Raw genomic sequence first — 13885 nt, forward strand, 5'->3', positions numbered from 1 at the left:
TGGCGGGTCGGAGACCGCCATATCGACAACCTGCTGCAGCTGTCGCAGGAGATCCAGCACGGCCATACCAGCGGCATGGTGGACGCCGCTACGCGCCGGGACTGGCAGGCCAGCATCCGCGCCATCAACGCGGGTGCGACGCCGGCGGCCCGCGCCTTCAGCGCCTCGCTCGGGCACAGCTCCCGGCGCATCGTGCAATGGCTGCTCTGGGCCAACGCGGGCATGGCCGCCGTGCTCATCCTGCTGACCACCTGGCACACCCGCAGCCTGCTGGCGCAGCGCCAGCGCGCGGAACTGGCGCTCGATGCCGAGCGCGAACAGGCGCGCATCACGCTGGCCGCCATCGGCGACGCCGTCGTGACCACCGACCTGCAGGGCCAGGTGCTGTACCTGAATCCCGCGGCCGAAGCCCTGGTGGGCCTGCCGGCCCAGGAAGCTACCGGCCACCCTTTGGCCCAGGTGCTGCAACTCAATGACGGCACCGGCCCCCTGGGCGCCGACCAGTTGGTGGAGCGGGTGCTGCGCGGCGGCCCCACGCACCGCGATGGCTTCACGCCGACCGTGGTGCGCCCGGACCAGAGCATGGTCCCCATCAAGCTCATGGGCTCGCCGATCGAGCACCTGGGCCGCCCCAAGGGGGTGGTGCTGGTGCTGCACGACGTGACGCGCGAACAGCACTATGTGGAACAGCTGTCCTGGCAGGCCAGCCACGATGCGCTCACCGGCCTGGTGAACCGGCGCGAGTTCGAGCACCGGCTGGAAGTGCTGCTCGGCCAGCCGCGCGCGGTGGGGCGCGAGGGCGCCCTGCTCTTCGTGGACCTGGACCAGTTCAAGCTCATCAACGACACCTGCGGCCACCAGGCGGGCGACGAGATGCTGCGCGAGGTCTGCCGCATGCTGCAAAGCCACCTGCGCGAGGGCGATACGCTGGCACGGCTGGGCGGCGACGAATTCGGCATCCTGCTCAGGGACTGCCCGCCCGGCCCCTCGGCACGCATTGCCGAGCAGTTGCGCCAGGCAGGGCATGAGCTGCGCGTGCTCTGGGAAGGTCGGCAGCTGGGCACCGGCCTGAGCATCGGCATGGTGCAGCTGATACCGGCGCTCAGCACCATCCAGGAAGCCATGCGCGTGGCCGACATGGCCTGCTACCGCGCCAAGGAGGCCGGCCGCAACCAGGTCTTCATCTACCAGACGGAAGACATCGAGATGAGCCGCCGCGAAGGCGACATGGACTGGGTGCGGCGCCTGCGCCTGGCGCTGGAGCACGACCGCTTCCGGCTGCACGCGCAGACCATCAGCGCGCTGCAGGGGACGGGAGCGGGGCTGCACCTGGAAGTGCTGCTGCGCCTGGCCGAAAACACCGAGGAGCTCATCGCCCCGGGATGCTTCATCCCCGCCGCCGAGCACTACGGCATGATGCCCGCCATCGACCGCTGGGTGGTGCGACACACGCTGCGCGCCCTGGCACAGCACCAGGCCGCGGGCGGCGGCCCGGCCGTGCACACCTGCGCCATCAACCTCTCGGGCACCAGCCTGGGCGACGAAAGCCTGCTCAGGTACATCCACACCGAAATCGAGCAGTCGGGCGTGGATCCCCATCGGCTGTGCTTCGAGATCACCGAGACCAGCGCCATCTCGCACCTGCCCAGCGCGGTGCGGCTCATGAAGGACCTGCAGCAGCTGGGCTGCCGCTTCGCGCTCGATGACTTCGGCGTCGGCATGTCCTCCTTCACCTACCTCAAGCACCTGCCGGTGGACTACCTCAAGATCGACGGCAGCTTCGTGCGCGACCTGCTGGACGACCCGACCAACCGGGCCATGGTGGAGATGATCAACCACATCGGCCATGTCATGGGCAAGGAGACCATCGCGGAGTTTGCCGAGTCGATGGACATCGTTGACGCGCTGCGCGCCATCGGCGTCGACCATGCACAGGGCTATGCGCTCTCGCGCCCCATCCCGCTGGTCGATTGCCTGCGCAAGGGTTGAACCAGGGCCCCGCTGCCCAGCGCCAGGCCGGGCACCACCAGCAGCACCGCGGCCAGCAAGGCGCCCGAGACGGGCTCGCCCAACAGCCAGGCGCCACCCGCGGCCGTGAGCAGCGGCACCAGCGCCGCAGACAGCGCCGCACGTGCCGCGCCCAGCCGCGCAATCGCCACGCTGTAGACCACCAGGCCCAGCAACCCGGCCGCCACGCCCTGCCCCAGCGCCTGCCAGGCCACATCGGTCCAGGGTGCCGAGAGCAGGCGCGGAGCGCCCACCACCAGCAGCACGGGCAGCAACAGCACGGCCGAGCCCAGGTTCACCACGGCAGCGCCCTGCCAGGGCGTGAGGCCACTGCCGCGAAACGCCAGGGTGTACACCGCCCACAGCAGCGCCGCCAGCAGGAACAGCAGGTCGCCGCGCCAGGCCTCTTCCACCGTGCGCCAGCCGGCGGCGCCAAAGACCGCCATGCCCGCCACGATCAGCGCCAGACCCAGCAGCCGCGGGGTTGGAGGCCGCTCCCCGGCCACCAGCCAGCCACCCAGCGCGGTGAACACCGGCAGGCTGCCCGCCACGAAGATGCCCATGTGCGCGGCCGGCGCCCAGCGCGCGCCGGCCAGCACCACCAGGCCGAACGGCAGGCCACCGCACAACACCAGCAGCGCGCAGCGCTGGGGAGACAGGCCGGCTGGCCACCCGCTGCGCCGCAGCCACAACGGTGCCAGCACCAGGGCCGGTACGGCATAGCGCAGCACGGCCAGCTCGACCGGCCCCAGCGTGGTGGTGACACCATGGCGCGAGGCGATCTGCCAGCCGCTGCCGATGAGCGCGGCAGCCAACGCGGCCAGCCAGCCGACCCAGGGCGATGGAATGGAGGAGCACAGGCGGCGAAAGGAGGGGGCGAAAGCAGGCATGCCCGCAGTCTCGGCGCGGCACCCCCTGCCCGGCTATCAGAATCCTGCCCAGGTCAGTTGCAGTCAGGTGCGCAGTGCCTGCCGGGCCTGTGCCGGCGTCACGCCGATGGCGCGGCGGAACGCGGCCCCCAGGTGGCTCTGGCTGCTGTAGCCCAGGTCGTGCGCCAGCGCAGCCAGGTCGGCCTCGCCCTCATCCAGGCGCTGCAGTGCCGCGGCCAGCCGCAGTTGCTCGCGGTAGGCGTGCAGGCCCAGGCCGGTATGGGTACGGAACAGGCGCGCGAGGTGGAAGTAGGAGCAGCACGCCGCATCGGCCACGTCGTGCAGCGACCAGTGAAGGCCATCGGCAGACGCGGTGCGCGTGGCCATGAAGCGCCTTGCACGCGCCACTGCCACATGGGCCATGGCACTGTCGCACAACACCCCCTGCCCGAGCACGGGCTCTTCGACCCGCTCTCGCCCCTGCGCCAGCGCGCGCCAGTGCAGGCGCAGTTGCCAGAGGGCCCGGGGTGGCAGCATCCAGGCGAGTGCATGGCCGGGGCTGCCGGCCGATGGGGCGCCCGGCTGCATGCTGACCACCATGTGGCTGCGCGGCGCGGGCTGCCACTCATGGATACGGTATGGCAGCCCGGTGGGCAGGGCCACGACGGTCAGCCCGTCGAGCAGCACCTGCCGCTCCTCCAGATGGAACTCGGACACGCCGCACACCGGGAAGACCCAGCGCGGCGTAGCCACCTGGTAGACGGCGCCGCCGGCATGGGCCACGCCCGCGGGCTTGACCACCCGCTCCACCCGCCACGCAGCGGTGTCGGCGTAGAGGATGCGGTCCTGCGGCATTGCGGGCCGGGCTGGGCGCCCGTGTCAGCGGCCCTTGCGGCCGGCCGAGGGCTTGGCCGAGCCAGTCACGCGCGGTGGCAGGCCGGTGTGCTGCGTGAGCATGCGGCCCTTTTGCGGCTGCGTGGACTTGAGCGCCACGCCCTGTGAGGACTTGGATGCCGCCGCCGGAGTGGCCGCCTTGGCACCGCCGGGCGTGGAGTTCTTGCGCCGCGCACTCTGGTAACCGCCATCCGTGAGCGGCTGGAAGGTCGGGATCAGGTGGTGCTTGCCATTGCCGATCAGGTCGGCGCGGCCCATGGCCTTGAGCGCGTCGCGCAGCAGCGGCCAGTTGTTCGGGTCGTGGTAGCGCAGGAAGGCCTTGTGCAGGCGGCGGCGCTTTTCGCCGCGCACGATGTCCACGCCCTCGCTGTCGCGCGTGATCTTGCGCAGCGGGTTCTTGTTGCTGTGGTACATGGCCGTGGCCGTGGCCATGGGGCTCGGGTAGAAGGTCTGCACCTGGTCGGCGCGGAAACCGTTCTTCTTGAGCCAGATGGCGAGGTTCATCATGTCCTCGTCACTGGTGCCCGGGTGCGCGGCGATGAAGTACGGGATCAGGAACTGCTTCTTGCCCGCCTCTTCACTGAACTTCTCGAACATCTGCTTGAACTTGTCATAGCTGCCGATGCCCGGCTTCATCATCTTCGTGAGCGGGCCCTGCTCGGTGTGTTCGGGCGCGATCTTGAGGTAGCCACCCACGTGGTGCTGCACCAGCTCCTTGACGTACTCAGGGCTCTTGACGGCCAGGTCGTAGCGCAGGCCCGAGCCGATCAGGATCTTCTTGATGCCCTTGAGCGCGCGGCCGCGGCGGTAGATCTTGATCAGCGGGTCGTGGTTGGTGCCCAGGTTGGAGCAGATGCCCGGGTACACGCAGCTCGGCTTGCGGCAGGCGGCCTCGATCTCGGGGCTCTTGCAGCCCAGGCGGTACATGTTGGCCGTGGGGCCGCCCAGGTCCGAGATGGTGCCGGTGAAGCCGCTCACCTTGTCGCGGATGTCCTCGATCTCCTGGATGATGGAATCCTCGGAGCGGCTCTGGATGATGCGGCCCTCGTGCTCGGTGATGGAGCAGAAGGTGCAGCCGCCGAAGCAGCCGCGCATGATGTTGACCGAAAAGCGGATCATCTCCCACGCCGGGATCTTGGTCGCGCCTTCGTGGCTACCGTTCTCGTCGGCATAGCTCGGGTGCGGGCCGCGGGCGTAGGTCAGGTCGAACACGTAGTCCATCTCGGCCGTGGTCAGCGGGATGGGCGGCGGGTTGATCCACACGTCGCGCGCGGTCACGCCCTCGCCATGCGCCTGCACCAGGGCCCGGGCATTGCCGGGGTTGGTCTCCAGGTGCAGCACGCGGTTGGCGTGGGCATACAGCACCGGGTCGCTCTTGACCTGCTCGTAGCTCGGCAAACGGATCACGCTGCGGTCGCGCGGCGGCACCTTGAGCTTGGCCTTGAGCGCCGGGTTGGCCACGAACAGCATGGGCCGGATGGCGGGGTTGGGCTCGGCCGCAGCGGCTGCGCCGGCCTCGGCATCCAGGGTCCCATCTTCCTTGCTACAGGTGCTGCCCTGGGCGGCGGCCTGCTCGCTGGTGGTCATGTAGGGGTTGATGTGCGCCTCGACCCGGCCCGGCTCGTCCACGCTGGTGGAGTCGATCTCGAACCAGCCCTTGCCGGTTTCGTCGTCGGAGCGGCGCACGAAGGCCGTGCCGCGCACGTCAGTGATCTGCTCCACGGGCTCGCGCGCGGCCAGGCGGTGCGCCACCTCGACCAGAGCGCGCTCGGCATTGCCGTACAGCAGCAGGTCGCACTTGGCATCGACCACGACCGAGCGGCGCACCTTGTCGCTCCAGTAGTCGTAGTGGGCGATGCGGCGCAGGCTGCCTTCGATGCCGCCCAGGATGATGGGCACGTCCTTGTACGCCTCGCGGCAGCGCTGGCTGTAGACGATGGCCGCACGGTCGGGGCGCTTGCCGCCGATGTCACCCGGGGTGTAGGCGTCATCGCTGCGGATCTTGCGGTCCGCCGTGTAGCGGTTGATCATGGAATCCATGTTGCCCGCGGTCACGCCCCAGAACAGGTTGGGCTTGCCCAGCGCCTTGAAGGGCTCGGCGCTCTGCCAGTCGGGCTGGGCGATGATGCCCACGCGAAAGCCCTGGGCCTCCAGCGTGCGGCCGATCACGGCCATGCCGAAGCTCGGGTGGTCCACATAGGCATCGCCCGTGACCAGGATGATGTCGCAGCTGTCCCAGCCCAGTTGCTCCATCTCGGCGCGGCTCATCGGCAGGAACTTGGCCGTGCCGAAGCGCTTCGCCCAGTAGGGGCGATAGCTGGTCAGCGGCTTGGCTGCGCGCGCGAAAAAAGAGACGTCGACGGGGGCGTTCATGTGGGGGGTGCGAGACCTCGAATGGGCGAGGCCGTTATGGATAACCCGCGATTTTACGTTGGCAAGCCCGTTTTGTCGCCCCGCATCGGTTTGTCCTACCCATTGTCCGGCCATGCCCTGGCAGATATATACTTGCCAAAGTCAATCAATTGCATGACAAAGGCAATCAATCATGAAAACCCCGACCGCCGAAGCCCCGGCAGGTGCCGTCAAGGCCGTGCGCCGTTTCAACCGCTTCTTCACGCGCCGCATCGGCGTGCTCGACCCCTACCTGGGCAGCGAGCTGTCGTTGACCGACGTGCGCGTGCTCTATGAACTGGCCCACCGCGACGCCCTGGTGGCCAGCGAACTGGCGCGCGAGCTGGGGCTGGATGGCGGCTACCTGAGCCGCATCCTGCGGCGCTTCGAGGGCGCGGGCTGGATCAGCCGGGCACCGAGCGCCAGGGATGCGCGCCAGAGCGAGCTCACGTTGACGCCTGCCGGGCATGCTGCCTTTGCGCCGCTGCAGCAGCGCTCGCGCGACGAAGCGGCCGCGCTGCTCGCCCCCCTGCCCGCCCCGCGCCAGGCAGAGCTGGTGCAGGCCATGGAGCGCATCGAAGCGCTGCTGGAGCCCGCTGCCGCCACCAGCGGGCCTGCCAGGGTGGCCGTGCTGCGCGACCCGGTGCCTGGCGACATGGGCTGGGTGGTGCAGCAGCATGGCGAAATCTATGCGCGGGAATACGGCTGGGACCTGCGCTTCGAGGCCCTGGTGGCCGATATCGCCGCGCAGTTCGTGCGCAAGTTCCAGCCTGAATGGGAAAAATGCTGGATCGCCGAGCTCGACGGCGAGCGCGTGGGCGCCATCTTCGTGGTGCGCAAATCCGCCAGCACCGCCCAACTGCGCATGCTGATCCTCTCGCCCAAGGCCCGTGGCATGGGCCTGGGAGCGCGGTTGACGGACGAATGCATCGCCTTTGCGCGTGCCAAGAGTTACAAAAAAATGGTGCTGTGGACCAACAGTTGTCTCACCACCGCACGTTCCATCTATGCCAAACGGGGTTTTGTGCTCGACAAGTCGGAGCCCTACGAGGACTTCGGGCAACAATTGGTGGGAGAAACCTGGTCGCTCAAGCTATGACCAGGGCATGTCATCATTCATTTCGCCCCCGCGAAAGCCTGCAGCGCGGTGCAGTGCAAGGCGCCCTGAGTGCCGTGTAGCACGGCTACACAAGCGAAGGGCAACACCGCAATGTGCCGCGCCGCAGGCTTTCCCTTGGGGCTGGCCCCGGCATGCGGCGTCTGCTTTGTCGCACGGCTTGCCAATAGCCCGCTATTGGCTGCGCCGCGCTTCGCGCATCCATCCTCATGCCGGGGCCAGCGCGGGGGCGAAATGAATGATGACACGCCCTACCCCCGCCCGGACCGATGCCGTGACCACCAGCCCGCCTTCAGAACCCACCCTGCGCCTGCTCACCCCGCACGATGACCTGGAGCGGCTGACCGCGCTGATCCATGCGGCCTACGCCCCGCACGCCGCCAAGGGCCTGCGCTACTGGGCCACCCACCAGACGGTGGAGGACACGGCCAAACGCCTGGCCTCGGGCCTGGCACTGGTCATGGAAATCGAAGGTGACCATGCGGCCACGGCGACCTTGCGCGCCCCGCAACCCGAGTCCAAGGTGGCGCTGTACCGCGACAGCACGGTGTGGTCGATCACGCAGTTCTGCGTGGCGCCCCGGTTCAAGGGCCTGGGCCTGGGGAAACTGCTGCACGGGGAACTGCTGACCAGGGCGCGCAGTGCCGGGGCCGCCACCCTGGCACTGGACACGGCCGAACCGGCCCATGCGTTGATTGCGATGTACGAATCCTGGGGCTACCGGGTGGTCGGCGCGTGCGACTGGAGGCCGCTCACCAACTACACCAGCGTGCTCATGGCACGCCCCGTGGACGCCTGAGGCACGGCTACGCCGAGCGCCAGGCGCCGATAGTTTTTACCACTCGCCCACTTCGCGCACGCGCTGGGCCAGGTCGAACTCTTCTTCCTCTTCGAAATCCGTCGCCGCGGCGCTGGTGGCCACGCTGGGCGATGGCATGGCCATGCGGGGCATGGACGATGCTGCCGACGAGGCGGCGAAGCGGCCGAACACATGGCTGGCCAGCGTGCTGGGGAGGGAGGCGGTCAATGGCAGTGCGAACATGGCGGGTCCTTGGGTGCGAGTCGTTTGCTTGTTGTCTGCCGAGAATAGTTATCGGCTATGGGGTCAAGTGTAGGAACGCACCGCGTCTGCGCTTGTGACAGAACGCACACTTACAGGCCCAAGCCCGATCAGCGGGCGCGCGGCTGTGACAGGCGTCACATAACTGCCACCCGCGTGGGGCCACGGGTGGTGCATTTGCGCCACAACCTGGCGAGCGGGCGACGCTGATAAGCTCGGCGCCCCATGCCACAGACCCTTGCAGCCCCCGCCCACAGCGAGCTCGTCATCAAGAAAAGCCGCTTCATCGGCTGCGTGCAGCCCATGGCCGATCGCGCCAGTGCGCAAGCGGTGGTGGACGCGCTGCGCAAGCAGCACCCGGGCGCTGCGCATGTCTGCTGGGCCTTGCTGGCGGGCGGCCAATCGGCCGCGGTGGACGACGGCGAGCCGGGCGGCACCGCCGGCCGGCCCATGCTCGACGTACTGCGCCACCAGGACCTGGAGGGGGTGCAGGCCACCGTGGTGCGCTACTTCGGCGGGGTGAAGCTGGGCGCGGGCGGGCTGGTGCGCGCCTACACCGACACCATCGCCCAGGCCTTGCTCACGGCCCCCAAGATCGTCCTGCAGCGCATGGCCACACGGCAATGCATGGTGCCGTACGCGCTGGAAGGCCTGCTGCGCCGGGAGATCGAGGCCGCAGGCGCCGAACTGGTCGATGTGCAGCACGGCACCCTGGTCACCCTGCAACTGCGGCTGCCCCAGGCCCAGGCCGAAGCTTTCGTTCAGCGCATCAACGACCAGGGCCAGGGGCGCGTGGGCTGGATGGACCCAGCCTGAACGCCGGACATGGTTGGGCAACCCGCCTACATGCGCGCGGGCCCATGCCCTGCACACTAGGCCTCAACGCAACCCCGGGAGACGCGAGACATGGGCCAGCCGTTCGACACCATCATCATCGGCGCAGGCACGGCCGGCCTGGCCGCCCTGCGCGAGGTGCGCAAACACACCGAGCGCTACCTGATCGTCAATGACGGGCCCTGGGGCACCACCTGCGCGCGCGTGGGCTGCATGCCCTCCAAGACCTTGATCGAGGCGGCCAACGCCTTCCACCGGCGCCATGCGTTCGAGGAGTTCGGCATCCGGGGCGGCGCCGACCTGCGGGCCGACATCCCTGCCGTGCTGCAGCGCGTGCGAGCGCTGCGCGACGACTTCGTGGCCGGCGCCATGAGGGCCACGGACGACCTGGGCGGCGCCAGGCTCTCGGGCCGCGCCGTGCTGCTGGACGCCCACACGGTGGATGTGGCCGGCATCCACTACCACGCCGACAGCATCATCCTCGCCACCGGCTCCAGACCCGTGGTGCCCGAGGAATGGCTGGCCTTTGGTGACCGCATCCTGACCACCGACACCCTGTTCGAGCAGCCCACCCTGGGGCCGCGCGTCGCCGTGATCGGCATGGGCGCCATCGGCGTCGAGCTGTCGCAGGCCCTGGCGCGCCTGGGACTGGAGGTGGCAGCCTTCACCACCGGCCATGCCCTGGGTGGCCTGAGCGACCCGACCCTGAACGCTGAACTGGCGGCACTGCTGAAAAAGGAAATGGTGCTGCACACCCATGCCAAGGCCGAGTTGCGCGAAGTACCCGGCGGCATCGAGGTCAGCAGCGGCGCCAACCGCGTGGTGGTGGACCAGGTGATCGCCGCCATGGGCCGCACGCCCAACATCGAGCACCTGGGGCTGGAGACCCTGGGCGAACCGCTGGATGAACGCGGCAGGCCCCGGGTGGACCGGCAGACCCAGCAGATCGGCCAGCTGCGCGTGTTCCTGGCGGGCGATGCCAACGACGATGCGGCGCTGCTGCACGAGGGCGCGGACGAAGGCCACATCGCCGGCATGAACGCGCTGGCAGCCGAGCCCACGCGCTTCGTGCGCCGCACCCCGCTGTCCATCGTGTTCTCGGACCCCAACATCGCAGTCGTGGGCACGCCGTTCGACAAACTCGACCCAGCCCACACCGTGGTGGGCGCCGTGGACTTCGACCACCACGGCCGGGCCCGCGCCGCCCTGCGCAACCAGGGGCGCCTGTGCGTGTATGCCGACAAGGGCAATGCCCGGCTGCTGGGGGCCGAGATGTGTGCCCCCGATGGCGAGCACCTGGCACACCTGCTGGCCCTGGCCATTCAGCAAAAGCTCACGGTGCACCAATTGCTGGGCATGCCCATCTACCACCCGGTGCTGGAGGAAGGCCTGCGCACCGCCCTGCGCAATGCGGCCCGGCACCTGCCCGAGATCAGCGAATCAGACCTGGCCGCCTGCAAACCCCTGGGCGTACCCGCGCTGGAATGACAGGAGCTGCCGCCCCAGGATGTAACAGTTCGCAAACGCGCTGCATTTCGGGAGCAGAATGTCGATAAATCCGGCAAGCAACGGAGAACCCCCATGGATGTCGCACTCAGCAACAGCATCGTCAGCACCGCCACGGCACTGGCCAGCCGCGAAAATTCAGATGCCCTGAATATTCGGGTGCTCAAGAAGGCGCTGGACATCCAGGCCAACTCCGCCGCCACGCTGCTGCAGGCCCTGCCCCAACCGCCACTGGCCACCTCGGGCACGCTGGGCACCCAGCTCAATACCTTCGCCTGATCCCTCCGCCGGACTGGAATCTTCCCCTTTTCTCCAAGGTAAGCCCCTCAAAAGCCGCCCCTAGAGGCGGCATTTTTTTGGCCTGCGTCACCTGGGCCGTCACGCTGCCGCAAACCTTTCGCGGTAGCCCTTGGGCGAGACATTCAGGTGGCGCATGAACATGCGCCGCATCACTTCCTCCGAATTGAAGCCGCACTGCACGGCAATGGCCTTGTTGCTGTGCCGGTGGGCTTCAATCAGGCGGCAGGCCTTCTCCAGGCGGATGCGCTCCACCGCATGGGCCGGCGTGGTGCCGGTCTGGGCGGTGTAAAAACGCGCAAAGGTGCGCAGGGTCATGCCCATCTGGTCGGCCATGCGTGCCACGTTGAGGTCGGAGCGCAGGTGCTCGGCAATCCAGGCATGCAGCCGTGAGATGCGCTCGTCGCCTGCGGTCTGCTCCAGCAGCGCGCTGCTGAACTGCGACTGCCCGCCCGGGCGCTTGTAGAACACCACCAGTTTCTTGGCCACGGCCATCACGATGTCGCGGCCCACGTCGGCCTCGACCATGCCCAGCGCCATGTCGATGCCGGCTGTGACCCCGGCCGAGGTCCACACCCGCCCCTGGCGGAAATAAATGGCATCGGGCTGCACCGCAACGGCGGGAAATCGGGACGACAGGTGCTCGCAGGCGGCCCAGTGGGTCACCGCACCGGCGCCATCGAGCACGCCGGTGTGCGCCAGCACGAAGGCGCCCGTGCACACCGACGCCAGCCGCTCGATACGCGGTGACGCCAGCCGGATCCACCGCGCCAGGGCGGCTGCCGCAGGCATGTCGGCGGCTTCGCACGACGGTGCCGCCGGCCGGAACACCCCGGGCCCCCCGGGCACCACCAGGGTCTGCACGGCTCGGGACAGCCGTTTCGGCAAGGGCCGCGCAAGCACCTCGACCCCGCTGGAGCTGCGGGTCGCGCCACCCTCGAGCCCGTAGACGCCCGTCTCGTACAGCGCCGGCCGGCCCGCCAGCCGAAGCTCGTCGTTGGCCGTGGCGAACACCTGCAGCGGCCCGCTCACATCGAGCAGCTGGAACTGGTCGAACACAAGGAACCAGACCTGGTGCAGGGGTTTGTCCATGGAAGTCGCGATCCGGGTTGGCAGAAATCGTGGTACTTGTGTCCTGACGGACAAACCACCCGATCCTACAGTGGAGCCATCTCGACACCAACGAAAGCCAACACCATGAACATCGGCATGCTTGTATTCCCGGACATCACCGCCATCGACTACGTCGCGCCCGCCGACCTGCTGGTGCGCATACCCGGCGCGCAATTGCACCTGGTGTGGAAGCACACCGACCCGATCCGTACGGAGCTGGGCTGGGAATTCCGCCCCACGGCATCCTTTGACAGCTGCGGCCCACTCGACATGCTGGTGGTACCCGGCGGGCCAGGCATCGAGGCCCTGCTCAGCGACGAGGAAACCCTGGCCTTCCTGGCGCAGCAGGCTGCGGGCGCGCAGTGGATCGTGGGCATCTGCACCGGCCCGCTGGTGCTGGGTGCCGCCGGCCTGCTGCAGGGCTACCGCGCCACCTGCCACTGGGGATCGCACGCCCTGCTCTCCCTGGTGGGCGCCACACCGGTGGACGAGCGCGTGGTGGTAGACCGCAACCGCATCACCGGTGCCGGCATGACCTCGGGCATCGACTGCGCGCTGCAGGCCATTGCACTGGCCAGCAGCGCCGACGTGGCCCAGGGCATCCAGCTGTTTGCCGAGTACGACCCCAAGCCGCCTTTCGACACCGGATCGCCGCACAAGGCGCCCGCGCCCCTGGTGCAAGCCGCCCGGGCCCGCTTGCACCCCATCGTGGAACGGCGCCGCGCCTTGCTCACCAAGCGCCAGGCCGCCTGATCCGACACAACGCCCCTTGCCAGAGAGAGAAACAACGCCATGCTCCACCCTGATGCCCCCCTCGCCCTGTCCCGCCGCCGCTGCCTGCAGGTGGCGCTACTGGCACTGCCCCTGTCGGCCGCCGCGCAAACCTACAGCGGCCCCATCCGCATGCTGGTGGGCTACCCACCCGGTGGCCCGGCCGATACGGCGGCACGCATCGTGGCCGAAAAGCTGGCCGTGCAGCTGGGCCAGCCCGTGCTGGTGGACAACAAGCCCGGCGCGGGTGGCCAGATTGCGGCCCAGGCGCTCAAGGCGGCGCCTGCGGACGGGTCGGTGGTCTTCCTGAGCAACACGCACACGGTGGCCATGGTGCCGCTGACCATGAAGGCGCCGGGATTTGCGCCCGCCACCGACTTCCGGCCCCTGGGCGCAGTGGCCAACTTCGAACTGGCGCTGGCCGTGCACCCCAAGACCGGGGCGAGCAATCTGGCGGAACTGGGCACCTGGTTCGCCAGCCGCCGCAGCGACGCCAGCATCGGCGTGCCGGCGCCGGCGTCCGCGCCGGAGTTCATCGCTGGCGAAGTGGCGCGCCACCTCAAGGCCGACATCGTGCCCGTGGCCTATCGCGGCGCCACGCCCATGGTGACCGACCTGCTGGCAGGGCAGATTTCGGCAGGTGTGTCAGGCATCTCGGACTTCCTGCAGCACCAGAAGGCGGGCAAGCTGCGCATTCTGGCGGTCAGCCGCGCCACCCCCTTGCTGCCCGGCGTGCCCTCCTTCGCACAGGCGGGCCTTGCGAGCCTGGATGCAACCAGCGACTTCTTGGGCCTGTACGCCCCCGCCGGGCTCCAGGATGCGACCGTGGCGCGCTACAACACGGCTTTGAACCAGGTGCTGGCCCTGCCCGAGGTGGTGGCCAAGCTGCAGGCCAGCGCCATGACGCCGGCCGCAGGCACACCCGCCGAGCAGGCCCAGCGCCTGGCGCAGGTGTCCAAAGCCCTGGGGGCGCTGGTCGCGCAAAGCGGGTTCGTGCCCCAGTAAGCGGTCTGGGTGCATTGCTTG

At 68.9% G+C, this 13885-nt stretch carries 13 protein-coding genes; 8 read left to right on the forward strand and 5 right to left on the reverse strand.

From position 1 onward, the window contains the following. The coding region (locus PMI14_RS25130) for an EAL domain-containing protein (RefSeq protein ID WP_007858669.1) at positions 1–1989 on the forward strand (1989 nt) is incomplete at its 5' end. Here PMI14_RS25130 and PMI14_RS25135 read toward each other — a convergent pair. The 3 genes from PMI14_RS25135 to PMI14_RS25145 form a co-directional block, all read right to left on the reverse strand. Continuing rightward, positions 1938–2897 carry a DMT family transporter gene (locus PMI14_RS25135; RefSeq protein WP_007858671.1) on the reverse strand — a complete coding sequence of 320 codons (960 nt, stop codon included), beginning with the start codon at positions 2895–2897 and terminating at the stop codon, positions 1938–1940. The two genes, PMI14_RS25130 and PMI14_RS25135, sit on opposite strands and share 52 nt — an antisense overlap. A 63-nt stretch (positions 2898–2960) precedes the next feature. After that, the gene (locus PMI14_RS33735; RefSeq protein WP_007858673.1) at positions 2961–3731 is read right to left on the reverse strand and encodes a helix-turn-helix transcriptional regulator; all 771 of its coding nucleotides are present in this window, start codon (positions 3729–3731) and stop codon (positions 2961–2963) included. 24 nt (positions 3732–3755) lie between these two features. Next, on the reverse strand, positions 3756–6143 hold the full coding sequence (locus tag PMI14_RS25145; RefSeq protein WP_007858679.1) for a YgiQ family radical SAM protein: 2388 nt from the start codon (positions 6141–6143) through the stop codon (positions 3756–3758). Positions 6144–6315: 172 nt separating this feature from the next. Here PMI14_RS25145 and PMI14_RS25150 point away from each other — a divergent pair, with 172 nt between their 5' ends. Together PMI14_RS25150 and PMI14_RS25155 are read left to right on the forward strand one after the other, a co-directional pair. Then, entirely contained in the window at positions 6316–7260 is a 945-nt protein-coding gene (locus PMI14_RS25150) for a bifunctional helix-turn-helix transcriptional regulator/GNAT family N-acetyltransferase (RefSeq protein WP_007858680.1), read from the forward strand. Between the two features lie 259 nt (positions 7261–7519). Further along, a complete protein-coding gene (locus PMI14_RS25155) occupies positions 7520–8077 on the forward strand; it encodes a GNAT family N-acetyltransferase (protein ID WP_108016433.1) in 558 nt (185 codons plus the stop codon). A 36-nt stretch (positions 8078–8113) separates the two neighbouring features. Here the strand turns inward: PMI14_RS25155 and PMI14_RS25160 are convergent, their stop codons facing one another. After that, positions 8114–8320: a hypothetical protein gene (locus PMI14_RS25160; RefSeq protein WP_007858684.1), complete on the reverse strand. Its 207-nt coding sequence runs from the start codon at positions 8318–8320 to the stop codon at positions 8114–8116. Between the two features lie 243 nt (positions 8321–8563). Between PMI14_RS25160 and PMI14_RS25165 the strand changes: the two genes are divergently transcribed. The 3 genes from PMI14_RS25165 (at position 8564) to PMI14_RS25175 (ending at position 10957) form a co-directional block, all read left to right on the forward strand. Next, complete coding sequence (locus tag PMI14_RS25165; RefSeq protein ID WP_007858699.1) at positions 8564–9154, forward strand: YigZ family protein; 591 nt, start codon at positions 8564–8566, stop codon at positions 9152–9154. Positions 9155–9244: 90 nt separating this feature from the next. Continuing rightward, positions 9245–10660 carry a dihydrolipoyl dehydrogenase gene (locus PMI14_RS25170; RefSeq protein WP_007858706.1) on the forward strand — a complete coding sequence of 472 codons (1416 nt, stop codon included), beginning with the start codon at positions 9245–9247 and terminating at the stop codon, positions 10658–10660. 93 nt (positions 10661–10753) lie between these two features. Continuing rightward, positions 10754–10957, forward strand: a complete 204-nt coding sequence (locus PMI14_RS25175; RefSeq protein ID WP_007858707.1) for a YjfB family protein — start codon at positions 10754–10756, stop codon at positions 10955–10957. 99 nt (positions 10958–11056) lie between these two features. On the opposite strand, the gene PMI14_RS25180 is transcribed toward PMI14_RS25175, so the two are convergent. Next, positions 11057–12067, reverse strand: coding sequence for a GlxA family transcriptional regulator (locus tag PMI14_RS25180; protein WP_007858708.1), 1011 nt, complete (start codon positions 12065–12067; stop codon positions 11057–11059). A 105-nt stretch (positions 12068–12172) separates the two neighbouring features. Here PMI14_RS25180 and PMI14_RS25185 point away from each other — a divergent pair, with 105 nt between their 5' ends. Next, a complete protein-coding gene (locus PMI14_RS25185; protein ID WP_007858709.1) occupies positions 12173–12841 on the forward strand; it encodes a DJ-1/PfpI family protein in 669 nt (222 codons plus the stop codon). A 39-nt stretch (positions 12842–12880) separates the two neighbouring features. Next, complete coding sequence (locus PMI14_RS25190; RefSeq protein ID WP_007858710.1) at positions 12881–13864, forward strand: tripartite tricarboxylate transporter substrate-binding protein; 984 nt, start codon at positions 12881–12883, stop codon at positions 13862–13864. Positions 13865–13885 lie beyond the last annotated feature (21 nt).

This window comes from Acidovorax sp. CF316, assembly GCF_000276605.1.
Classification (GTDB): domain Bacteria; phylum Pseudomonadota; class Gammaproteobacteria; order Burkholderiales; family Burkholderiaceae_C; genus Acidovorax.